This window comes from Staphylococcus sp. FSL K6-0223, from assembly GCF_038008285.1.
The window spans coordinates 414,574-438,870 of the sequence record NZ_JBBOYX010000001.1 but is presented as its reverse complement, the minus strand read 5'-3'; the positions used below and the strand labels follow the sequence as shown (position 1 = coordinate 438,870).

Annotated in this window: 22 protein-coding genes and 1 riboswitch; of the genes, 12 read left to right on the top strand and 10 right to left on the bottom strand. The window is 32.9% G+C overall.

Going from position 1 to position 24,297, the window contains the following annotated elements; translation table 11 throughout:
* Window positions 1–102: 102 nt before the first annotated feature.
* The 4 genes from MHI13_RS02055 to MHI13_RS02040 form a co-directional block, all read right to left on the bottom strand.
* The gene (locus tag MHI13_RS02055) at window positions 103–516 is read right to left on the bottom strand and encodes a DUF2188 domain-containing protein (protein ID WP_070549160.1); all 414 of its coding nucleotides are present in this window, start codon (window positions 514–516) and stop codon (window positions 103–105) included.
* Between the two features lie 72 nt (window positions 517–588).
* Complete coding sequence (locus tag MHI13_RS02050) at window positions 589–2,526, bottom strand: FUSC family protein (protein ID WP_170999980.1); 1,938 nt, start codon at window positions 2,524–2,526, stop codon at window positions 589–591.
* 95 nt (window positions 2,527–2,621) lie between these two features.
* Window positions 2,622–2,906: a putative quinol monooxygenase gene (locus MHI13_RS02045; protein WP_002448351.1), complete on the bottom strand. Its 285-nt coding sequence runs from the start codon at window positions 2,904–2,906 to the stop codon at window positions 2,622–2,624.
* Window positions 2,907–3,083: 177 nt separating this feature from the next.
* Window positions 3,084–4,364 carry an MFS transporter gene (locus tag MHI13_RS02040; RefSeq protein WP_017175033.1) on the bottom strand — a complete coding sequence of 427 codons (1,281 nt, stop codon included), beginning with the start codon at window positions 4,362–4,364 and terminating at the stop codon, window positions 3,084–3,086.
* A gap of 347 nt (window positions 4,365–4,711) precedes the next feature.
* Window positions 4,712–4,821, top strand: a riboswitch (TPP riboswitch).
* 67 nt (window positions 4,822–4,888) lie between these two features.
* Here MHI13_RS02040 and MHI13_RS02035 point away from each other — a divergent pair.
* The 7 genes from MHI13_RS02035 (at window position 4,889) to MHI13_RS02005 (ending at window position 11,377) form a co-directional block, all read left to right on the top strand.
* The gene (locus tag MHI13_RS02035; protein WP_048679547.1) at window positions 4,889–5,479 is read left to right on the top strand and encodes a thiamine phosphate synthase; all 591 of its coding nucleotides are present in this window, start codon (window positions 4,889–4,891) and stop codon (window positions 5,477–5,479) included.
* Window positions 5,472–6,587, top strand: a complete 1,116-nt coding sequence (gene thiO, locus MHI13_RS02030) for a glycine oxidase ThiO (RefSeq protein ID WP_049382419.1) — start codon at window positions 5,472–5,474, stop codon at window positions 6,585–6,587. The genes MHI13_RS02035 and thiO overlap by 8 nt, the downstream gene beginning before the upstream one ends.
* Entirely contained in the window at window positions 6,571–6,771 is a 201-nt protein-coding gene (thiS, locus tag MHI13_RS02025; RefSeq protein WP_017175036.1) for a sulfur carrier protein ThiS, read from the top strand. Before thiO ends, thiS begins: the two co-directional genes overlap by 17 nt.
* Window position 6,772: 1 nt before the next feature.
* Complete coding sequence (locus tag MHI13_RS02020; RefSeq protein ID WP_019834971.1) at window positions 6,773–7,540, top strand: thiazole synthase; 768 nt, start codon at window positions 6,773–6,775, stop codon at window positions 7,538–7,540.
* A complete protein-coding gene (locus MHI13_RS02015; RefSeq protein ID WP_145421651.1) occupies window positions 7,540–8,538 on the top strand; it encodes a HesA/MoeB/ThiF family protein in 999 nt (332 codons plus the stop codon). Before MHI13_RS02020 ends, MHI13_RS02015 begins: the two co-directional genes overlap by 1 nt.
* A gap of 117 nt (window positions 8,539–8,655) precedes the next feature.
* Entirely contained in the window at window positions 8,656–9,267 is a 612-nt protein-coding gene (locus MHI13_RS02010; protein ID WP_002448460.1) for a DedA family protein, read from the top strand.
* Between the two features lie 145 nt (window positions 9,268–9,412).
* Window positions 9,413–11,377, top strand: coding sequence for a fructose-1,6-bisphosphatase (locus tag MHI13_RS02005; RefSeq protein WP_002448538.1), 1,965 nt, complete (start codon window positions 9,413–9,415; stop codon window positions 11,375–11,377).
* A gap of 56 nt (window positions 11,378–11,433) precedes the next feature.
* On the opposite strand, the gene MHI13_RS02000 is transcribed toward MHI13_RS02005, so the two are convergent.
* Window positions 11,434–13,218, bottom strand: coding sequence for a cation:proton antiporter (locus tag MHI13_RS02000; RefSeq protein WP_002448595.1), 1,785 nt, complete (start codon window positions 13,216–13,218; stop codon window positions 11,434–11,436).
* 282 nt (window positions 13,219–13,500) lie between these two features.
* Between MHI13_RS02000 and MHI13_RS01995 the strand changes: the two genes are divergently transcribed.
* Window positions 13,501–14,586 carry a YkvI family membrane protein gene (locus MHI13_RS01995; protein ID WP_002448392.1) on the top strand — a complete coding sequence of 362 codons (1,086 nt, stop codon included), beginning with the start codon at window positions 13,501–13,503 and terminating at the stop codon, window positions 14,584–14,586.
* A gap of 75 nt (window positions 14,587–14,661) precedes the next feature.
* Window positions 14,662–16,086: an aldehyde dehydrogenase gene (gene aldA / locus MHI13_RS01990; RefSeq protein WP_340760983.1), complete on the top strand. Its 1,425-nt coding sequence runs from the start codon at window positions 14,662–14,664 to the stop codon at window positions 16,084–16,086.
* 59 nt (window positions 16,087–16,145) lie between these two features.
* Here aldA and MHI13_RS01985 read toward each other — a convergent pair whose 3' ends face one another.
* On the bottom strand, window positions 16,146–17,102 hold the full coding sequence (locus MHI13_RS01985) for a metal ABC transporter solute-binding protein, Zn/Mn family (protein ID WP_049379280.1): 957 nt from the start codon (window positions 17,100–17,102) through the stop codon (window positions 16,146–16,148).
* A 181-nt stretch (window positions 17,103–17,283) separates the two neighbouring features.
* Between MHI13_RS01985 and MHI13_RS01980 the strand changes: the two genes are divergently transcribed.
* On the top strand, window positions 17,284–17,565 hold the full coding sequence (locus tag MHI13_RS01980) for a GNAT family N-acetyltransferase (protein ID WP_002448625.1): 282 nt from the start codon (window positions 17,284–17,286) through the stop codon (window positions 17,563–17,565).
* Window positions 17,566–17,692: 127 nt separating this feature from the next.
* Complete coding sequence (locus tag MHI13_RS01975; protein WP_145423064.1) at window positions 17,693–18,499, top strand: VOC family protein; 807 nt, start codon at window positions 17,693–17,695, stop codon at window positions 18,497–18,499.
* A 32-nt stretch (window positions 18,500–18,531) separates the two neighbouring features.
* On the opposite strand, the gene MHI13_RS01970 is transcribed toward MHI13_RS01975, so the two are convergent.
* The 3 genes from MHI13_RS01970 to MHI13_RS01960 form a co-directional block, all read right to left on the bottom strand.
* Window positions 18,532–19,440 (bottom strand): phosphate/phosphite/phosphonate ABC transporter substrate-binding protein, encoded by a 909-nt coding sequence (locus MHI13_RS01970; protein WP_049416339.1) that lies wholly within the window; start codon window positions 19,438–19,440, stop codon window positions 18,532–18,534.
* A 331-nt stretch (window positions 19,441–19,771) separates the two neighbouring features.
* Entirely contained in the window at window positions 19,772–21,265 is a 1,494-nt protein-coding gene (locus MHI13_RS01965) for an aldehyde dehydrogenase family protein (RefSeq protein ID WP_017175047.1), read from the bottom strand.
* Window positions 21,266–21,395: 130 nt separating this feature from the next.
* On the bottom strand, window positions 21,396–22,064 hold the full coding sequence (locus tag MHI13_RS01960; protein WP_079335305.1) for an NAD(P)H-dependent oxidoreductase: 669 nt from the start codon (window positions 22,062–22,064) through the stop codon (window positions 21,396–21,398).
* Window positions 22,065–22,381: 317 nt separating this feature from the next.
* Between MHI13_RS01960 and MHI13_RS01955 the strand changes: the two genes are divergently transcribed.
* The gene (locus MHI13_RS01955; RefSeq protein WP_017175049.1) at window positions 22,382–23,374 is read left to right on the top strand and encodes a D-lactate dehydrogenase; all 993 of its coding nucleotides are present in this window, start codon (window positions 22,382–22,384) and stop codon (window positions 23,372–23,374) included.
* Between the two features lie 89 nt (window positions 23,375–23,463).
* Here MHI13_RS01955 and MHI13_RS01950 read toward each other — a convergent pair whose 3' ends face one another.
* Window positions 23,464–24,273, bottom strand: a complete 810-nt coding sequence (locus tag MHI13_RS01950) for a Cof-type HAD-IIB family hydrolase (RefSeq protein ID WP_049419625.1) — start codon at window positions 24,271–24,273, stop codon at window positions 23,464–23,466.
* Window positions 24,274–24,297 lie beyond the last annotated feature (24 nt).

Below are 24,297 nucleotides of genomic sequence, written 5' to 3'. Positions count from 1 at the left end.
CTAAAAATGATAACCTAGACTTTACGCTACTCATTTAGTCTGAGTCATTTAGTCATAAAAAAAGCCGAATAGCAGATTTAATTGCTATTCGGACTTTATACATTATTCATCTTTTTTATGTTCAATCACTTGTGTATCACGATTATCAGCAATTTCTTTAGCACGTTGTTTTGCTTCTTTTTTAGTACTAAATGTATCAGACGCTTGTTTTGCATCTTCTGTTTTGACTTTCCATTCATGATCTTCATAATATACATGAACATCTTCATCATTCAGTTCAGGTCGTGCTGATGGATCTTTTTGATGTTGAGTAATATGTTTATGTTTTAATTCTTCTAATTCTTCTTTACTGGCATCTTTGTACCATTCTTCTGCTTGTTTTGTTGCAATAGGAATAGCGTCTCCCTCTTTGTAGCCATCTTTTAACATCGCATTTGCAATATCAATTGCTTTTTTACGCTCTAATTCATCTAAATGTTTCCAAGTTTGTGGATAATCATCCATTGTCCAAGGCATGATGTCACGCTCCTCTATAGTGTTTAGTAAGCTTTACCACCCTACGCTATAATGAAACGTCATACATTGATATTAAGCGTCCACCGTTTTCTGATGATTTGTATGATCAACGTCTTTACGTGTTGCTACACAATTATCTTGTAACTTCATTAAGGCAGATTTTAAATAATTATACTGTGGTAAATCCGTCAATTCTTTTTCATTAAGACTACCGCGTAATTCAAAATGTTTTGCTACATTTTCAAATGTGACAAGATATTCTCCCATTTGTTTTTCTGAAATGCGTTGACGTTGTTTGTCTTGCATTGCACGCATTAACATAAAGCTAATTTCTTCTAAGGCAAAAATACTTGGATAATAATAACGAATGGCCTCTTTACTTGAGAATAATTCACCATTAGCTGAATTGTACACTTGTGTCATGTTATTCATTTTTACAGATAATGATAAACTTTCTGTTCTATCACGTGCTGTATCTTGGTATTTATTTTCTGAAAATAAATATTGGAAAATAACCGCTTCTTTACGTACCACTTCTGCAATCACAGTAGGTAACATGGTTGACGCATTTTTTCGATTAATGATTAAAACACCAATGACCGCAATCACAATCCCGATCAATACGTCAACAATTCGTGTATACGCAATATCAATGGATAAATTACCAGAGGCTAAACCATTTAACAGGATGACTTGTGTTGTAATAAAAATAACTGCAAAAGCATAATTTGCTGCGACAAATCCTTCTGTCATCATAGCAGACAGCCCCATTAAAATGACTGCGACAATTAAATGAGGTTGGAAAAAGAGTATGGCTGATAGAAGTAAAGTCCCTACAATTGTTCCAAGACCACGTGCTAATGAACGGTCTAACATCCGAATCGTCGTTAATCCTAATAATACTGTATGGGCGGATAATGGAATCCAATATGAACGTTGGATATTGAAAAATAACGAGACAAAAATAGCTGCGCCCATAATAACAGCATACGTTAATGCATTGCGGAAAATAATGGAATCGAGTGTTAAGTTTTGAACGATACGTTTACTATATAATGGCTTACGAATACTCGCTTCAGATTCTATTTGTTCTGGTTGTAATTGTGCAATTTCGTCTATTTTAAGTATGTGTTGCATCAAACTTTCAAATGGTTCATCCACATCGACTTTTTTCGTCCATTTTTCTCGTTTTGAAGATAATTTATAGGCATTTCTTGTAATCATATCCATCATCTCAATCAATTCTTGAGGGATGGGACGAATATTTTTTTCATTTAGTTCAAGTAACTCGGCATAAATTCCTTGGGCTGATGTATGAAGAAGCAATAACTTTTCAAAGCGAGAACTTAACTTTTCACTCATCGCAGTAGTCGATGTAATCAATAGTTTCTCTGAATTTTTAAATTTCGTTACTGTGTCTTGTGAAATGTCTTTAAATTTTTCAGCATCATTAAAGTGATGCATTAAATTATTAATCGTCTGAAAGTCAGAGGTAATCGCTCGATCTTCAGCTTTTTGTTTTTGGAATACAATAGTTAAAATGACGACTAATGTCGCTAACATTCCTCCAATAAAAATCGCTAAGCCACGAATCGGTGCTTGTTCTGGAGCGTCAGGTAAGTTACTGGATAAGCAAAATGTAACTAAAAAGAATGTGGATGAAGGACCCGCAATTTTTAACACATTAAATACATAGAATGGAATGACAGTAACGATTAATAATAATACGCCGTACAGAACTGGCTGATTGACAGTTAATGTTCCAAGCATCATACAAATGGTAAAGGATAACGTACAAATAATGACTGTTCTTAACATGGATTGTGCTGAACCTTTAAATACATAAGTATGTGCCAAAGTTCCAGTTGCTACGAGTAAACCAAAACTAAAATGTCCTAGTAAATACCCTATCAATGTTGGGATAATCATTAATAATCCTTGGCGTATACCTTTCCATAGATTAATTTTAGGCTTATCAAACCTTATTAATGAAGCAATCACATGTCCCACTACTATCTTTCCTTTCATTTTTCATACATCTTATCATAACATGAAAAACGCCTTGCCTAAGCACAAATATCACTTAGACAAGGCAAGTTTAGTTATTATTTTGTTTCTGCTACATCAATGACAGGTTCTTCAGCGACATATTTTCCTATATTTTCACTAAATGCTTTGAAATGATCTGAATGGTTATGTGCTTGAACCGCTTCTTGGTCTTTATAATTTTCAACAACAACGAATGTGTTATGTTCTGCTACATCTTCATAATGAGCATAAAATGTATTACCCGGTTCTTGACGTGAACTTTGAACTAATTTGTTCATTAAATCTAAATAGTCATTACGCACATCTTCTTTAATTTTAAGTTTCGCATTAATAATAATCATATAATCACCTTCCAAATATAATTATAACGTTTTACCCGTCTATTATAAAAAGAAAACGATAGTAAGAAGAAAGGCCGCATTGATTTTCAATTCAGTCATCGATAGTCAATATATTAAAAATGCCTGAGACAACTGATGATGTCCCAAGCTTTTACTTTTGTAGATAATGTATAAATATTATTTAATATGTCTACTTTCGTCTTTAATTAATGGTTTGTCTGGTGTCACGAAGAACCATAATACAGCTGCAATCACCGCTGGAATAATTAATAATTGGAATGTCATTGTCCAGCCAAGTGATGATACTAATGCACCTGCTAAAAACGGACTGATTAACGCACCAATATTTCCCCATAAGTTCATCCAACCCGATACTGTACCAGCAAAGTTACGTCCAATGTCATTTGCTGCTGCCCAACTCATTCCCATTGAAATACCCATACCACCTAAGCCAAGTGATAACCAAAAGATGGTCACATATAAGTTTTGTGTATGAACTGCAAAGAAGATGGAGATAGCAAATACGATAAAGCCAACAATTGCAATTAACCCTCTCGCTACAAAACGACTTTGACCGCTATGCAAAATTTTATCTGAAATCGCACCCGCAGATAAAATTAAAATAAACATAATAAACCATGGTAAAGCACTAATTGTCATATCTTTAAATTGTACATGATATTGCTCAGTTAAATAAGTAGGTAACCAAATTAAGAATAGAGCAATAACAAATTGAACTACGAAATATTGCCCTGCAATAGCATAGAAACTCATGCGTTTAAAAAATTGATTCCAAGGTGCTACGGATTTAGTTGTTTCTACTAAATCACGATGTTGCATGATATACTGTTTTTCTGCTTCATTGACCATGCGATGTTGCTCAGGTAAATCTTTAGCAATAATTGCCCAAAGTGCTGCAATCACAATACCAACCGCACCGAAAATATAGAATACAGCTTGCCAGTTAAATGCATTAACAATTGCGATGGTAACTACTGGTGCTAATACTGGACCGAAATATGATCCTGCTAACAACGCACTCGATGCTCTCCCTTTTTCATCTTTAGCAAACCAAGTTGAATTGAATACTGCATTAGATGGATACATTGGCGCTTCTCCGATACCAAATAAGAAACGTACTAAATATAATAGACCATGATGTTTAATCATTCCCGTTAAAATTGTAAATGCACTCCACCATAATAATGCGATTGAAATCATCTTACGCGGACCAAACTTCTCTGCTAACATACCTGAAGGGACTTGCATCAATGCATAACCCAGTGAGAAGAATGAAGCTAATAAACCAAATTGTTGCTTTGTCATGTGAAGATCTTCCATCATTTGAGGTGCAATAAATGAGATATTAGATCTATCCATATATGCAATAACCCCAATAATAAAGAATGCGATAGCGAAATACCAACGAACCTTACTTTTCTTTTGTCTTTGTACCATAATTATTTTTCCTGCTTCCCTTTAAAATTGTGTTGATTCTACTTATACGTTGACAATGAAAACTCCCAATCACGTCTTTCCCTGTTGTTTCCAACCGCCTTTCGAGCCTCATCTCATAGGCTTTCTGATATATTTTTTATAATATTAACAGTTTTTGTAAACGTTTACAATTACTTTTTGAATATTTTTTATTTAATTTATACATGGCTATATAAAACGTGGTTTCTTGATTAAAAAATATATTACTATAAATCTAATTTATTTTTGTATTTGAACTCTATTAAAAAAGGTTGTAGAATAAAAATGAAGCAAAAATGCTGATGTTTATTTTAAACACAACTGAATAAACGATCCACTGGAAGTGCCTTTGTTTAAGGCTGAGAGTAAAGAACGAACTTTATAATTCCTGGAACCTGATCCAGTTTGTACTGGCGTAGGAAAGTGGCGACTAGGATATCGTAAAGTTAAACAAAACGCTATTTCCCTACTGCAGGGAAATAGCGTTTTTTGTTTAATAAGGAGTGATGTTCATTTTTATAGCGATAACGAAATATAAAGATTTAACCAATGATGATGTACAACATTTTCTTGATATCTCGGATGGAATAGATGGTTTATTGTTTCGTACTCCCATGTCATCAAGTGATTTGTCTTCATTTTTAACATCACTTATAGAAAAAGGATTCCCTAAATCAAAAATCATTATTCATAGTGATGTACATTTACTTGAACAACTTCACCTCTCTCATATTCATTTTCGAGAAATGGATGAAGATGCATTTAGCTATAAATCAACGCATCCAGAGATTGAAGTAAGTATGTCTACACATTCAATTGAATCTGTTAAAGCAGCTTATGAACACGATCTTGATTATGTCTTTTTTGGTCACATTTTTAAGACACCTTCAAAACCTAATCAATTGCCTCGATCAAAAGCAGAGATTCAACGTGTGTTAGAGATTCCTATTCCCATTTATGCCATTGGAGGTATCACTGAAAAAACGATTCCTCAATTACCTCATGGTTTTAAAGGAATTTGTGCGATTTCTTTTTTTATGAACGCATCTTTACAACAAATTGAACTGTTGCGAAAGGAGTGGTTGAAAGATGCATGATGTTTTAATCATAGGTTCGGGCGTGATTGGCATGTCTATTGCGCGACAATTAAGCCAATCTCACCTTGACATTGCACTTATCGATCGTGACGTGCCAGGTAAACACGCATCATATAAAGCAGGTGGTATGTTAGGTGCTCAAAATGAATTTACTGAAGATACTGATTTATTTAGACTTGCTCTTGAATCACGAAGTCTCTTTCCACAATTATGTCAAGATTTAGAAGATGAGACAGGTATTGATATTCAGTTTCAAAATTCAGGATTAATTAAAGTGGCTAATCGTCCTGAAGATGTTGAAAGTTTAGAAAAGCAGTATCAATTTTTAAGCGGTTTAGATTCTAGCGTCATTGTTCTTTCAGATGAGGAACTTACTCATTTAACGAATGGTACAGTAACATCAAGTGAAATGGCTATTTACATTCCACAAGATGGACAAATTAATGCCAATCACTACACTAAAGCTTTATTTACATCTTTAAAGCAACGTCAAATTAAGCGATATTTTAATACAGAGGTACAATCTGTTCATCGCCAAAATGGGTACTACGATGTTGAAACGTCACAAGGCACATTACAAGCTAAGAAAGTCATTGTGGCAGCGGGCGCATGGACATCTAAATTATTAACTCAATACTCATTACCTAGAGATGTAGTCGGTGTAAAAGGTGAAGTCTTACTGATTGAAAATGATCATTTGGATTTAAAAGAAACCGTATTTATGACCAATGGCTGTTACATCGTACCAAAATATCCAAATCGTTTCTTAATTGGTGCCACAAGCGAGTTTGATAACTATTCAGTTGGTAATACAGACGATGGTATCTCTTGGTTACACCACTTTGCAAATGAACGTATACCAGAACTCGCACACGGCAAAGTCATTAAACAATGGTCTGGTGTCCGTCCATATACTGAAGGAGAAATACCGATAATGGACCGTATTGATGAAGATTTATATGTGATTTCTGGTCATTATCGTAACGGTATTTTACTTTCGCCTATTATTGGTCGTGATATCGCCAATTGGATACTCACCGGTGTTAAACCGCGTCGATATGAATCATTTAGTGCTTCAAGGAGGTTAAATCATGAAGTGTATCATTAATGGGGACACATTCAATTTTGATTCAGAACAATCTATTACATCTGTACTTGAATCTCTTGAATTAGATCCTAAACGTGTCATTGTCGAACATAATAAAACTTTAATTAAACAAGAAGACTACGATCAACATACAGTACGTGAAGATGATCGATTAGAATTATTAGAATTTGTTGGAGGCGGATAAAATGTTTAACATTGGACCATTAGAAATTAAATCTCGTTTATTATTAGGTACAGGAAAATTTGAAGATGAAGCTACGCAAACAAAAGCGATTGAAGCAGCAGAAGCGAATGTGCTGACTTTTGCTGTAAGACGTATGAATTTATATGATAAAAACTTACCTAATCCATTAGCAAATATTAATCTTAAAGACTTTATTACTTTTCCAAATACAGCCGGCGCTAAAACTGCTGAAGAAGCGATTCGTATCGCTGAAATTGCAAAACATGCTGGCGTATGTGACATGATTAAAGTCGAAGTGATTGGTGACGATGAAACATTGTTACCTGATCCATTTGAAACATATGAAGCATGTAAAGTGTTATTAGAAAAAGGTTATATCGTATGTCCTTACATTTCTAATGATGTCGTATTAGCGAAACGTTTAGAAGAATTAGGTGTTCATGCTGTCATGCCACTTGCTTCTCCAATTGGTACTGGACGTGGTATTAATAACCAACTTAATTTAAGTTACATTATTAAAAATTCAAATGTTCCCGTTATTGTGGATGCTGGTATTGGTTCACCAAAAGATGCGTGTCATGCGATGGAATTAGGCGCTGATGCTATTCTTTTAAACACTGCAGTTTCAGGTGCAAAAGACCCTGTTAAAATGGCTGAAGCAATGAAACTTGGTATTCATGCAGGTCGTCTCTCATATGAATCAGGACGTATTCCAGTAAAATATACAGCCCAAGCATCAAGCCCTACTGAAGGTTTAGGATTCTTATAATGCAACGCTATAACCGTCAATTGCGTTACCATGCATTTGGAGAGGATGGCCAAACTGCCCTCTCCAATGCAACCATTTTAATACTTGGTGCAGGCGCGTTAGGAAGTCACGTTGCGGAGCTTTTAGCACGTATGGGTGCACATCATTTAGCCATTGTCGATATGGATATCGTTGAATTATCTAATTTACATCGCCAAGCACTCTATACTGAAGATGATGCTCATCATATGGTCCCTAAAGTTCACGCAGTTAAACAAAAGATTGAACACATTAATTCAAATGTAAATGTTCAAACTTATTATCAAGAAATTGACTCTACAACTATTGAGGATATTTTAAAAGCCGTCAATCCTGATATTGTCATTGATGGTATGGATCATTTCAAAATTCGTTATCTTATTAATGAAGCCTGTCACAAACATCATATTCCGTGGGTGTATGGTGCTGCTGTAGGCAGTAAAGGTACCGTTTACGGCATTGATTTCAAAGGACCTTGTTTGAAATGTTTATTAAAACAAATTCCAACCAGTGCAGAGAGTTGTGCTATTAACGGCGTATTACCGCCTGTGATTACACAGGTAGCAAGCTATGAGGTCACAGAAGCGATTCGTTATTTATCTGGTCATGGATTTTCTCATAAGTTAATTACTCTTGATGCATTTCATATTGATTATAAAGCATTGAATATCGATATTTTAAAAGATGATGAATGTGACGTATGTGGTAAAGGTCATTACGAATTATTAGAAACGAAACAACAACAGAATATTGAAAGCTTATGCGGAAAAACCTACCTATTTAGATATCAACCTACTGCTTTTGACTATGCTGAACATTTCCCAGGTGATATTGTGAAGTCAACCTCATTTGCAAAACTAATTAAAGACGGTAATTATGAAATCACCTTATTCAAAGATGGTAGAATGAATGTCTATGGCGTTGAAGATGATAATGAAGCAGAACAATTGTATCATCAATATTTAAAATCCTTAAAATGAGTTGTACAATCCTTATTATGTTATCACAAGCAATTCATAGTAAATTCCTATATAATGAATTTACTATGAATTTTTTATTCGAGTAATGTTCAATAACGGAGGATTTTTAACTTTATAATGGAACAAATTATTACAAATTTTATAGGTCAATGGGGTTATGCAGCCATTTTCATTCTTATTTTATTAGAAAATGTCTTACCTGTTGTGCCTTCTGAAATTATATTAACATTTGCAGGTTTAATGTCAGTTAAATCAGGTCTTTCAATTTTAGTCTTATTTATTATTTCAACAATTGCTTCATTTATCGGTTTACTTATTTTGTATTATTTATGTCGTTTAATTAAAGAGGAAAGTATTTATCGATTTGTTGATAAGTATGGTAAATGGTTCAAACTTAAAGGAAATGATGTGAAACGTGCGAACGACTGGTTTAAACGTTATGGCGCGTGGGCAGTTCTATTATGTCGTTTCATTCCTGTTTTACGTGTATTAATCACTATTCCAGCAGGTATCAATAAAATGAATGTTGCAACATTTACGATGTTATCTTTATTAGGCACAACGATTTGGAACTTTGCCTTAATTTTACTTGGTCGTCTTCTTAGCGATAGTTTCGATGTATTAATGTCTGGCATCCATACATATTCTTATTTTATGTATGTGATTCTTATCATTATTATTCTTTATGTACTCTATCGTCTATTCTTCAAAAAAAATAACGCTAAATAAGTACATTAATTTTACTTTCAAATTAAATTTACAACAATTCAAGCATCACTATTGAAAAAGTGATGCTTTTTAACGATAATTTATGTAAGCGGTTTTATTACTCTGCTTATTATCTAATAAATTTCCCATACAGGAGTGAAATCAAATGTCTCAATCTACGGAAAGTGAATTAAAGAAAAAGTATTTGGATTTACTATCTCAGCAATTTGATAGTCCTGAAAAACTTGCAACAGAAATTATTAATCTAGAATCCGTTTTAGAATTACCAAAAGGTACTGAACACTTCGTCAGCGATCTTCATGGTGAATATAAATCGTTCCAACACGTATTAAGAAATGGCTCTGGTAATGTCCGTGCTAAAATTAACGATATCTTTTCAGGTAACATATCTCAAAAAGAAATAGATGATTTAGCTGCACTAGTGTATTATCCAGAAGAAAAATTAAAGCTCATTAAGAATGACTTTAATTCAAAACGTGAGTTAAATGAATGGTATATCCTGACAATCGAGCGTTTGATTGATTTAATCACATATTGTTCTTCAAAATATACGCGTTCAAAACTACGTAAAGCTTTACCTTCAGAGTATACATATATCATTGAAGAGTTGCTTTATAAAAATAACGAATTTAACAATAAAAAATCGTATTATGAAACACTCTTAAATCAAGTTATCGAGCTTGAGCAATCAGATGATTTAATCATTGGATTATCTTATACTATCCAACGCCTTGTCGTGGATCATCTTCATGTTGTGGGTGATATCTACGATCGTGGTCCAGAACCTGACAAAATTATGGATACATTAATTGACTACCATTCTGTTGATATTCAATGGGGTAATCATGATGTACTTTGGATTGGCGCTTATGCAGGTTCTAAAGTGTGTTTAGCCAATTTACTACGTATATGTGCCCGCTACGATAACTTAGATATTATTGAAGATGCATATGGTATTAATTTAAGACCACTCCTCACTTTAGCTGAAAAACATTACGATGGCGATAACCCAGCGTTCAAACCGAAAAAACGTCCGGATAAAAAAGTGGGCTTATCTAAACACGAAGAAGCACAAATTACTAAGATTCACCAAGCCATTGCAATGATTCAATTTAAGCTTGAAATGCCAATTATTAAACGTCGCCCAAGTTTTGAAATGGATGACCGTTTAGTTTTAGAAAAAATAAATTATGATACAAACGAAATTACAATTTATGGTAAAACGTATCCTTTAAAAGATACTTGCTTTAGTACGGTGGACCCTAAAGATCCTGCAAAATTATTACCAGAAGAAGAAGATGTTGTTAATAAATTATTACTGTCTTTCCAACAATCTGAAAAATTAAAACGTCATATGGCCTTTCTAATGCAAAAAGGTAAATTATATCTCCCTTATAATGGAAATCTTCTTATTCATGGTTGCATTCCTGTAGATGATAATGGCGAAATGGAATCTTTTGAAATTGAAGGTGTAAAACATAAAGGCCGTGATTTATTAGATGTCTTTGAACGTCACGTGCGCTTAGCGTTTAGCGACAAAGAGAAAACAGATGATTTATCTACGGATCTTGTATGGTATTTATGGACAGGAAAATACAGTTCTTTATTTGGTAAACGTGCCATGACTACATTTGAGCGCTACTTCATTGAAGATAAAGCGTCTCATAAAGAACCGAAAAACCCTTATTATTACTTACGTGAAGATGTTGATATGATTCGCAAAATGCTAAAAGATTTCGGACTTAATCCTGATGAAGGTCGTATTATCAATGGACATACACCAGTAAAAGAAATCGATGGCGAGGATCCTATTAAAGCTAATGGGAAGATGTTAGTCATTGATGGTGGATTCTCAAAAGCTTATCAATCTACGACAGGTATCGCAGGTTACACGTTACTTTACAATTCATTTGGTATGCAGCTTGTAGCACACCAATTCTTTGATTCTAAAGAGAATGTCTTATCTGATGGTGCTGATGAACTATCAGTACGACGTGTCGTTGATGAAGAATTACAACGTAAAAAGATTAGAGATACGAATGTCGGTAAAGACATTATGGAACAAATTCGCATGTTAAAATTATTAATGCACGACAGATATTTAAAATAAACCTATAATCATAATGCCCAGCAACAGTTCAAATGAACTGTCGCCGGGCAATTTTATTATTTATATACGTTTCTTAAAATACCATAAGTTCCATTGTCGTACTCATCCATTGATTTTGTACTCCTATGGAATGTCGCTTCTTTATCGTCATTAATGTGATAAATAATCATATCTTTATCTGTAATATCATGATATGAAGAGGCTGGAACTTCGACAATATTTTGATTCGTAATCACATTGTCAAACCATCTTGGACTATGCTTTTCATCGAATAAAATATGATTACGAAGCGGTCCATTTAAATTATTACGTGCTTGATCATCTGTAAAGGATACTGGCATCATATTTACATTATTTAATCCAAATTCTGGAACTAACTCATTAAATGCAAGACTATTAAAAATAAATGATTTGGTCATTAATAAGCATTTGTTATAGCGAATTAAGTCTGCATACATACGATCACTACTTGATAATAAATTTCCTTTAAAAATTTCAAAGCCGAGTTCTTCAGCTTTATCAGAAGTGTTACTAAACAAGTTAAACACCATCACTGGAATACCATGCGATTGTAACTGTCTACCTAAGTGATAAGAGAATTCGCTCTCACCTACTAAAATGACACCTGGAGGTTCAGTACTTGCTAAACCAAGCATTTTACTTATTGGTGTAAAGCTAAAACCATATATGACTACGGTAATAAATACTAAACCAAATGTTACCGGTGTAATATAAGATGCCATTTTCATATTATCATTTAAGAATAATCCACCGAAAAATTGTGCTACAGTTAATACGACAATCCCTCTTGGTGCCATCATGGCTACAAGCGCACGCTCTTTTTTAGTGATTTCAGTACCAATAGTAGATAATAAAACAGCAATGGGACGTACTAACACAATCATGACAAGTGAGAAAATTACAAGCTTCCATGATAATACATTCATCAATACAGATGGTGTTAATGATGATGTTATTAAAATAAACACCGTTGAAACTAGAATGGACGACATATTTTCAATAAAATGATCTGACTCTTTATAAATTAAATCATGTCGTTTATAACGTGCCATCATTAATCCAAAAATGGTTACTGCCAGTAAACCAGATTCATCGAGAATTTGGTCACAGATGCTAAACACGAGCAATATAAACACCAACTGAATGGAAGGCATTAAATTTTGTGGTATGACATCGCGTTGGATGAGCCAATTGAAGAAGAATGAAGCACCAAAGCCAATTAATGCTACAATCAACATTTTAAAAATAAATATAAAGAGTAATTGGAAACCAAAACCTTGTCCAATGATTTGATACACATAAAATGCAGCTAATGCTAGTATTGGACCAAGTGGATCAAGTATAATACTTTCCCAACGTAAAACAGTATCTACACTGTTTCTAACTTTGGCTTGTTTTAACAGTGGCTGAATCACTGTTGGTCCAGTAATAAGAAGTAATCCTCCCATAACAATAGCGATAGAAATAGGAAAACCTAAAATTTTATGTAAGGCAATGGCTCCAAGAATCCATGCAATTGTGGCGCCTATCGTAATAATACGTATAACCGCCTTAGAAATGCCTTTTAATTCTCTAAAATCTAAATTACTACTTCCTTCAAATAATATGATTGCTACCGCAAGAGATACAATTGGACTAAATATCTCTGAACCTAGCGTATGCTCAGGATTTGCTAGTCCTAATATGGGTCCCACTAATAAACCAACAATCGACATTACTACAATCGAAGGCCATTTAATTCGATTTGCTAACCATTGACTGAAGATACCTAATGCAAGAAATAATACAATAATTAGCATTACAGGTAAATCAAATAACATATCTACACCTTCCTTATTTAAATTGAATATATTGCAATATCCTATCAAACTTTACTGAATAATGTATAGTATATTAATTACATTTTTTAAACAACATTTATATAAGAACTATAAACTATTATATACCCCATATAACTTAAAATTTATACAAATTCTTTCTAATGTATTTTTGAGAAATACAATGTTCATTACAAGTAAACTTTAATATTTATTTTTAACAAAATGTCCTTTAAAATAGATTAATATATTCTCATGTGTTTGATTTAGAAAGGATTTTTAAAAATGAAAGTTTTAAAAGAGTCGATGATCGTAGCATTTGCCTTTGTAGGCGTTGTCGTTGGTGCTGGTTTTGCTACAGGTCAAGAAATATTCCAATTTTTCACAAGTAACGGTCAATTCAGTGTCTTAGGGATTATGATTACAGGATTAATCATCACACTAGGCGGTATGTTTGTCTTAAATACTGGTTACAACATAAAATCACATAATCATTCAGAATCCATTCATTATTATTTGCACCCTATGATTGCTCGAGTATTTGATATTGTCCTAACATTATTTTTGTTTTCACTCGCTATTATTATGAGCGCGGGCGGGGCATCTACAATTCAAGAAAGTTTTCATTTACCTTATTGGCTTAGTTCACTTATTCTCGTCGGTCTGATTTTAGTTACATTATTTTTAAAATTTGATCGTTTAATTGCAGTATTAGGTATCGTTACACCTTTCTTAGTTATCGTCGTCACAATTATTGCGATATATTATCTTGCAACTGGCCATCTTGACTTTGAAAGTGCAAATCAATATGCACAGCATAAATCATCTATTTCACTTGGATGGTGGTTTGATGGCATCAATTATGCCAGTTTACAAATTGCTGCTGCCTTCAGTTTTCTAAGTGTCATGGGGGGACGTTTACATGACCAACGTGCTTCTATTTGGGGCGGATTAATTGGTGGCGTCATTATTACATTTTTACTTTTAATGATTAATTTAGGCTTAATGACAAAATTTAATGATATTAAATCCGTAGCGCTTCCAACCTTATTACTGGCACGACATATCTCACCTATTTTGGGAACTATCATGTCTATTATTATGATTCTAGTGATTTATAATACTATTGTAGGCTTAATGTACGCATTCGCCTCTCGTTTCACAACACCGTTTTCAAAACAATATTTTGTACTTATTATCGTCATGACAATCGTGACGTTCATTTGTACATTTATCGGCTTTATTTCACTCATTGGCAAAGTATTTCCAATTATGGGGTTATTTGGCTTTATTCTACTCATTCCTATTTTATATAAAGGGGTTAGACATTTTAAATATTCAAAAAAAGAAGGTTCAAAGGGAGAACATTAATCTCCTTTTGAATCTTCTTTTTTTATAGATTAAATTTAATACTTTACGGGAATAATAGGTATGGAGGTGTCGTTAATGACGAATCAACTATTTATTAATAATGAATTTGTAGAAAGTAAGTCAAACGAAACAATGGACGTGATTAACCCTGCTACGGGAGAAACAATCGATACGATTACATTCGCTACTGAAGAAGAGGTAAACGACGCAATTGAAAAATCTAAACACGCTCAACTTGAATGGGAAAAAGTACCAGCTCCTACACGTGCTGAGCATGTAAAATTATTAATTCCTTTACTTGAACAACATAAAGATGACATTGCTCATTTATACGTTAAAGAACAAGGTAAAACAATAGTACAAGCTAAAGGTGAAATTGATAAATCAATAGAATTCATTGATTATATGGCAAGTTTAAGGATGAGTAACAAAGGTGAAGTATTACAAAATAGTATAGTAAACGAAACCATTCAACTGACAAAAAAACCTATCGGTGTGACGGCTGGTATTGTACCTTGGAATGCTCCAATTTTAGTGCTTATGCGTAAAGTGATTCCAGCTATTGTAACGGGTTGTTCTGTCGTTATCAAACCAAGTGAAGAAACAACATTATTAACATTAAAAATCGCTGAACTTTTCCGTGATTCAACTATTCCAGCTGGTCTTATTCAAATCGTTCCAGGTACTGGCGAAACAGTTGGAACACAATTGGCAACTCATAAAGATATTCAACTTGTTTCATTAACAGGTAGTATGGGAGCAGGTAAAGCTGTATTCAAAAACGCAGCTGACAGCATTAAAAAACTTAACTTAGAACTAGGTGGAAATGCGCCTGTTCTTGTCACACAACACGCTGACTTAGATAAAGCTGTTGATTATATCGTTACTGCACGTATTAATAACGCTGGTCAAGTATGTACATGTCCAGAACGTATCTTTGTTCATGAAGATGTACATGATGACTTTATTAACAAAGTGAAAGATAAAATGGATGCGCTTCAAGTTGGAGATCCATATGATGAAAACACTGACTATGGTGCAATCATTAATCAAAAACAATTAGATAGTATTGATGATAAAGTTCAAGAAGCAGTAAAAAATGGAGCAGATTTAGTGTTAGGTGGTTATAAATTAGACCGTGAAGGATTCTTCTACGCTCCTACTATTTTAGATCATGTAAAAACGACTGATAGTGCTTTTAAAGAAGAAATTTTTGGTCCTGTTCTTGCTATAACTACGTATACAAACTTTGATGACGTTATTGATATGGCAAATGATACTAACGCTGGTCTATCATCTTATATTTTCTCTGAAAACTTAAAAGAAATTATGACAGCTACTGAACGTTTAAAATTTGGAGAAGTGTATGCGAATTGTGAGGCAGAAGAAGCAGTCAATGGTTATCACGCAGGTTGGAGAGAATCTGGCCTTGGTGGTGCAGATGGTATTCATGGTTTTGAAGAATATTACAATACAACTGTAAGTTATATTAGATGGTAAATTAAAAATAAAAAAAGAGAGCAAGAAAGAATGGCGTTACATTCTTTTTTGCTCTCTTTTTATTTATTTAATGCTTTATCAAGGGCTTGAATATTTTTTTTCATAATAGATTGAAACGTGAGTGTTTGGTCTTCTGATTGAGATTGAGACAATACTGCTAAATTATTAAAATTTACAGGTTGTGTTTGTGTCTCTTGACGAATCACATCGGTTATTTTTGAAGAAATATTTTGTTCATATAAAATATACGGTTCATGTGTGTCTTTTATTTGATTAATGAGCGCTAAGATGTCTTTCTGACTTGGCTCTTTATTATTCATACCACTAACCCCTTTTTGTTCGAAGTGATAACGTCGCGCTAAATATCCTAATGAATCATGAGAAATAATTACTTTATCTCGTTTAGGACGCGTCGTTATATTAGATAATGTATGGTCAATTTGTTTTAAATCTTCAACTAATTGTTTATAGTTATGCTCATAATATATACGATGTGTAGGATCTTTGTGAACTAAATCATCTTTAATTTTCTTTGCGAATTGTTGATCTAGTATTGGATCAAGCCAAACATGAGGATCATATGATGTTGCTTCATGATGATGTCCATGTTCATCGTGATCATCGTCTTCATTCAAAAGGATTTGTTTATTTAAACTATTTGCAACCGCCAATTTCATATCATTATTATTCATTGATTTTGTGATTTTAGCCGCTACTGGATCAAGATGATCACTTGAATAAACAAATAAATCACTCTTTGCAATATTAATCATATCGCGTTGACTAGGTTCATATGTATGCATATCAGCACCCGGTGGATAAATCGTATCTACATCCACATATTTACCACCAATTTGTTTTGTAAAGCTTTCAAACGCAAAAACCGTAGTATAAATTTTCAATTTATTCTCAGTTGTTACCTTTTTATGTTTGTGAGTGATATCGCGATTTGTACTACAAGCAGATAATATGAGGCACAAACACATTAAACTGATGATTGCGATCATCTTCTTCACACAAACCCCTCCAAAACGTAATAATTTCGTTCTCAACTATATCTGTTCTTTTATAAAAAAGCAATGACTTTGTATTTAAATTTTTTATAATTTTTATATTCTAAATTTTATTTATGTAATGTTTTAATTTAGCGGAAATGTGATAAATAATACTAAGACATTATATAAGGAGTGAAGTAATATGGCTGAAGAAATTAAACAAGGTAACAATAAATTTTATGTAGGTGAAGACGAAAATAATCCTAAAGCAGAAATCACTTACAAACAAGTTGATAACAATGAAATTGAAATCGATCACACTGGTGTATCTGATGAATTAGGTGGTCAAGGTTTAGGAACTAAATTAGTTGATGCAGTTGTAGAACATGCTCGTCAAAATAACTTAAAAATTATCGCTTCTTGTCCATTTGCAAAAGATGTATTAGAAAAAAATGATAGTTACCAAGATGTTTATTTAGGATAAAAGTAAAATATCATCCTCTAGAGAATGATTCTCTAGAGGATTTTTTAATCAAGTTATTTATCTTGTCTCTTAGTAACTATTCTAGTGTATTTAATATACTTAGTATAAAAAAGAGAGGCTATGATACATGACTACATTTCATTCAAAAGAAGCAATGCAAGTGACGAACGTCACTTTAAATGTTAAAGATTTAAACAAAATGAATCACTTTTATTCTGAAGTACTCGGTTTTTCTATTAAAAAGAAAACTGACACACAAACTATTTTTAATGTTGGAGAACATGGTCACACGTTAACGCTTCATCTTTTAGATCATGGACGTCATCCTGAATTTAGAGAAGCTGGCCTTTTTCATATCGCTTATTTATTACCTTCACGACAAGATTTAGCTAACTTCCTATATCATATGAGTAGTTTAAATCAGCCTGTTGGTGGCGGTGACCATTTAGTAAGTGAAGCACTATATTTCAATGACCCAGAAGGTAATGGTATTGAAGTCTATCAAGATCGCCCTTCTAGTGGTTGGGAATGGGAGAATGGCTTTATTAAAATGGATACTCTTGAAGTTGATGCACAAGATTTAATTTCACATCGTACTGAAAATGGTTGGCAAGGTTTTCCATCAGATGGAAAACTAGGACATCTCCATTTAAAAACACATAATTTGGTAGAGGCTCGTCAATTCTATATTGATCAACTTGGTTTTGAACATATTTCAAATCTCCCTCAAAGTTTATTTATTTCTACACAACACTATCATCATCACATTGCTGTGAATACATGGCAATCTAATCAAGTGAATCCAGACAATAAGAACACTTATGGATTAACACATATTGATATCTATCAACCTCACGCTAAAGAAACGAATTTAACATCACCTGAAAGGTTTAGTATGACTATTCATGGAGATGTGAGTGTGGTTCCTGATTAAAAAAAGGTTGGATGACAATCATCCAACCTTTTTTAATCTACGAAATCTCGATATTTTCTTACAGTATCAAAGTCACTATCTTTTGCTTTTTCATAACCTTGATGACCATAAATATCACTAATAATCTGTTTACCTTTTTTTGTATGACTTATATTAATGAATGCTTGACTAATTTTATTTTTCCATTTGTTACTCATGTCATTACGTACTGAAATGGTATCATTAGGAATTTTCTTTGTACGATAAATCACTTTAGTTTCTTGATAAATATCGGGATCATCTTTTTTTAAATCTGCCCGAGCATCTTGATATGTAGCAACAGCTTCTACATCATGATTTAATAATGCAATTAATCCCTGATCATGACCTTTCACTTGTTGAATTTGAATATCAGACTTTTTTATTCCTTTTTCCATTAATGTTGCTAAAGGATAAATATATCCTGACGTTGATTCCACATCTTGCAATGCTATCTTCTTATCTTTCAAATCTTTTAAATGATTAATATTACTATCTTTACGAACCACAATTTGAGATCGATAGTAATCTACAAGGTGATGTGTTTGATTCCCTTTATTATCTACTAGGTACCCTTTTGACTTTAACAATACATCTGCTGCATGAGCATCATGAGCTAATGTGTAAGAAACAGGAGAAATAAAAGCAATATCGATTTTTTTCGATTTCAATCCTTCTATCATTGTATTATAATTTGTTGCTATATGTACTTTTACAGGAACCTCCAGCTCATCAGATAATAATTGTTGCAAAGGTTTTACTTTAGCGTTAAGAATTTGAGCATTTTGAGATGGGATAAACCCAACAGTTAATGACTTAGGTGTATATGCTTCTTTAGGATGCTTTACATTGTCAATGTTTGAACAACCACTTACTATAATTGTAATAACTAAATAAATAACTAAAAATTTTAAACGTTTCATCATTTTTCCTTTTCAAAATATATAATGTATTTAAACTTTATCAAACTTAAAATATAAAGACGTATTTATAATATATTAACCACCAATATTTAAATTGAAAATACAATTTATATTAAATTTTGATTTCAGTTTGAAGATCTTAATATTTAGATTTTCATCAGAAAGCCTTCATATAAGTTGAATTGGGGTTACCAAGAGGACTATACAACTTCAAAATAAAATCCGTCATACTTTTCTATTTCTTAATCATACTTCATAAAAAAATGCCGACAAAGTATACACCTTTGTCGACATTTCAAAACATTTATTAAACTATTTAATTATACTTTAATTAGTATAAGCCTTTTGTTTCATTACTTGTATCAATAAAGATGTTTTTAACTTGTTGATAGTTTTTAATTGCATCTTTATAAACTTCACGGCCGATACCAGATTTTTTATAACCACCAAATGGCGCACCAGCTGGAATTTGATTATACGTATTAACCCAAATACGTCCAGTACGAATTGCTTTTGCAACATTTAATGCACGAAGTAAGTTTGTAGTGAAGACACCACCAGCTAAACCATATTCTGAATCATTAGCAATGTTAATTGCTTCTTCTTCATCTTCGAATTTTTCGACTACAACAACAGGTCCAAAAATCTCTTCTTGTGCTAATTTATGACTATTATCTGAAAGTTCAATGATTGTTGGTTCGAAGAAGTAGCCTTTATCTAAACCATTATCAGTAATACGATGTCCACCCGTTAAAATATTTGCTTTGTCATCTTCTTCTGCTAATTTAATATAACTTTCAATTTTTTCAATTTGTTCTGGGCCAGTCTGTGCACCCATTTTTGTATCTTCAGCGAATGGGTCACCTACTTTAATATTTTCGAACGCTTCTTTTAATTTTGGTAATAATTTATCATATAAAGATGATTGTACTAATAAGCGTGAACCGGCACTACATACCTCACCTTGGTTGAATAGAATACCTAATTGAACGCCTTCAATGACTTGATCTAAATTTGCATCATCAAAGATAATATTAGCACTTTTACCGCCAAGTTCTAATGTAGTCGGCACAATACGTTCAGCACCTGCTTTAGCAACACCATAGCCTACATCAGTTGAACCAGTGAATGATAATTTATTTACACCTTCATGTTTGAAAATCGCATCACCTGATTCTGAACCTTTACCAGTAATGACGTTGACTACACCTTTAGGTAACACATCTTGAAGAATTTTAGCTAATTCAATTAAGCTTAATGGTGTAGAAGATGATGGTTGAATCACCACTGTATTACCTGCTGCTAATGCTGGACCTAATTTCCAAGATGCAAGTAAGATTGGGAAGTTCCATGCTACTACTGCACCTACTACTCCCACAGGTTCATTTACAACTAAACTCATAGTGTTATGATCTATTTGATTAACCGAACCTTCATCAGTCGTTAATACTCCTGCAAAATATTTAAATTGTTCAGCTACTTGAGGAATATCGATCGTTGAAGTTTCACGATAAGGTTTACCATTTTGAAGTGATTCAACTGTTGCTAGATGTTCCTTATTTTCTTCAATACGACGACTAATTTCTAATAAATAATCTGCACGTTCTGCTTTAGAAATTTTACTCCAGCTATCAAATGCATCATGTGCTGATTGCACTGCTTTATCAACATCTTTTTCATTTGCTTTAGCAACTTTAGCTAATTCTTCACCATTTGCTGGGTTAGTTACCGTAAGTGTTTCTCCGCTTTCACTTGGTTGGAATTCGCCATTTATAAATAAATCATATTGTTCATCTAAAAAATCTCTAACATTTACTTTTGCCATACGTTTTCATCCCTCTTTCTTTGTTTATAAATAAATCATAACGTAACTCTCTATAAAGTAATGTTAAATTCACTTCATCATTGATACGTTTTGTATATTTATTATTTACCCTTTTTTTACAAAACTATGCTTAATTTAACCATTCAATTACATCTTCTTGTGGTTGACGTGTTTTAGGTTTTGTAGGATTCTCTTTTCTGTAACCAAAAGCTACCATAACTGAAGGTGCAAACTGATTACTATCAATGATTCCTTCATGTTCTAATAACTCAGTTACGCCATCTAAATCGAAACCTTCCATTGGACAGGAATCAATATTCATTAATGCAGCTGCTGTCATCATATTACCTAATGCAATGTAGGTTTGTTTAGACGCCCAATCCAAAATGGTTCTAGCGTTGTCATTAATATGAAAACGTGTTTGGAATCCCTGTACTTTATCTTCAAACATTGGAATGGTGCTCTCTTCATACTGCTTAATCCCTCTAATAAATGACTGTACATAATCAGACGTCTGTGTTACATTCTTACGAGCTAAAATTAGTACAAAATGACTGGCAGATTTAAGTTGCTTTTGTGCACCAGAACTATAAGGTATTAATTTCTCACGCAGCGTTTCGTTTTGAATCACAAGAAATCTCCAAGGCTCAAGGCCTAACGAACTAGGAGATAATCGTCCTGCTTCAAGAATTGTATTAAATTCAGAATCACTTATCTTTTTTGTTGTATCGAATTCCTTAGTAGCAAATCTAAATTTAAACGCATCTATAATGGTATTTTGAATCTGATTGATAGTCATCCACTCCTCTATTAAAAATCTTACTCAAATTATAAAATACAAACTATTTTAGCCAAAATAATTAGCTCAAAATGATTTGTCTAATTCTAAGTTGTAATATTTCATTTTAAATGATATTTTATGTATATAATTTCACATTATACAAAATAAAAAATCCTTTTTAATTGATTTGTGAACTAATTCACAATATAATAGGGTTGTAAGTTTTGTTAGAGATAATATTTAATGATTTTGTACCAAATCTCTTACTTTAACTTTAGTCTTACGTATTTATTAAATTTTAACTTTTTTATACAAAATGAAATGGGGTTATTTTAATGACAAAAATTATGTTTTTCGGAACTCGTGATTACGAAAAAAAAGACGCTTTAAATTGGGGTAAAGAACACAATGTAGAAGTTGTTACTTCTGAAGAAATTTTAAGCGAAGACACAGTAGATCAATTAGAAGGTTTCGATGGCGTAACTACAATGCAATTCGGTAAATTATCAGATTCTGTTTATCCTAAACTTGAAAAATACGGTATTAAACAAATCGCTCAACGTACTGCTGGTTTTGATATGTATGATTTAGATCTTGCAAAAAAACACAATATTGTAATTTCTAACGTACCAAGTTATTCACCTGAAACAATTGCTGAATACTCAGTATCAATCGCTTTACAATTAGTACGTAAATTCCCTGCAATTGAAAAACGCGTTCAAGAACATAATTTCAAATGGGCTGCACCTATCATGTCTACACCTGTTAAAAACATGACTGTTGCAATTATCGGTACAGGCCGTATTGGTGCTGCAACTGGTAAAATTTATGCTGGTTTTGGCGCAAAAGTAGTAGGCTATGATGCATATCCAAACAACTCATTAGATTTCTTAGAATATAAAGATTCAGTTGAAGAAGCCATTGCCGATGCTGATATCATTTCTTTACATGTACCTGCTAACAAAGAAAGCTTCCACTTATTCAATGCTGACATGTTTAGCAAAGTGAAAAAAGGCGCTGTATTAGTAAATGCCGCTCGTGGTGCTGTTATTGATACACCAGCTTTAATTAATGCTGTAAATGATGGTACTTTATACGGTGCTGCCATTGACACATATGAAAATGAAGCTGATTACTTCACATATGACTGGACAGGTAAAGAAATTGAAGATAAAACGTTACTTGAATTAATTGAAAATGAAAACATCTTAGTGACACCTCATATTGCTTTCTTCTCAGATGAAGCAGTTAGAAACTTAGTTGAAGGTGGATTAAATGCTGCATTATCTGTCATTAACACAGGTAAATGTGACACTCAATTAAACTAAGATTTAATATATAAAAAGGCCTGGGACAACTTATGATGTCCTAGGCCTTTTTTATGTGTTAGTAGTCGACTACTGAATGAGACGACGAATTATTCTGTCTCACTCTTTAATACTTTTTCTTCTATAATTTGAAGTACCCCTTGTTCATCATTACTTGGCGCTATAAATTTTGCAATATCAAATAATGATTGATCATGGCTATTTGCCATAACATAACTATGCTCTGCAAATTCTAGCATATCTTTATCATTGTTAGCATCACCGAATGCCATTAATTCAGATGGTGACATTTCCCATTTTTTTAACAAACGTTTTAACGCTTGGCCTTTTGTCATATTAGGCATAATAATATCAATACTATCATGGCCACTTGAAACCAGTTTAATTTCTTCTTTAAACTTTGTTTCTAAATCTGTATCCAAAGTGGGATGTGTCTCACGATTAATATTTAATGCAATCTTCACATATTCATCATTAGGTAAAGGTTGAAATGTATCTATTTCTTCTAATTGACGATAATAAAAATGGGCATCTTTTTTAAAGGCTTCTGACGTATCTTTTAAAATATATGCACTTTTAAGTCCACATACAATGAATTCGTCGATATGTTGATCAAGATGAATATAATTCACTACTTTTTCATATATGGTTTGATCAAAACTACGGTAATTATACAATTGATTACCATGATAAATCACTGCACCATTCTCAGAAATGAAGTACATGTCTCGCTCTCCAAAAATAGACTTTAACTTAGCATATTGATTACCACTGGCTGCAATAAATTCAATATGTCTTCGTTTTAATTCGTGATAAATTATCTCAAAGCGCGCTTTGTCATATTCTTTATTTGTATCTAAAAATGTCCCATCCATATCTACTGCAATGGCTCTAATCATGAGTGGTTTCCCCCTTACAATACT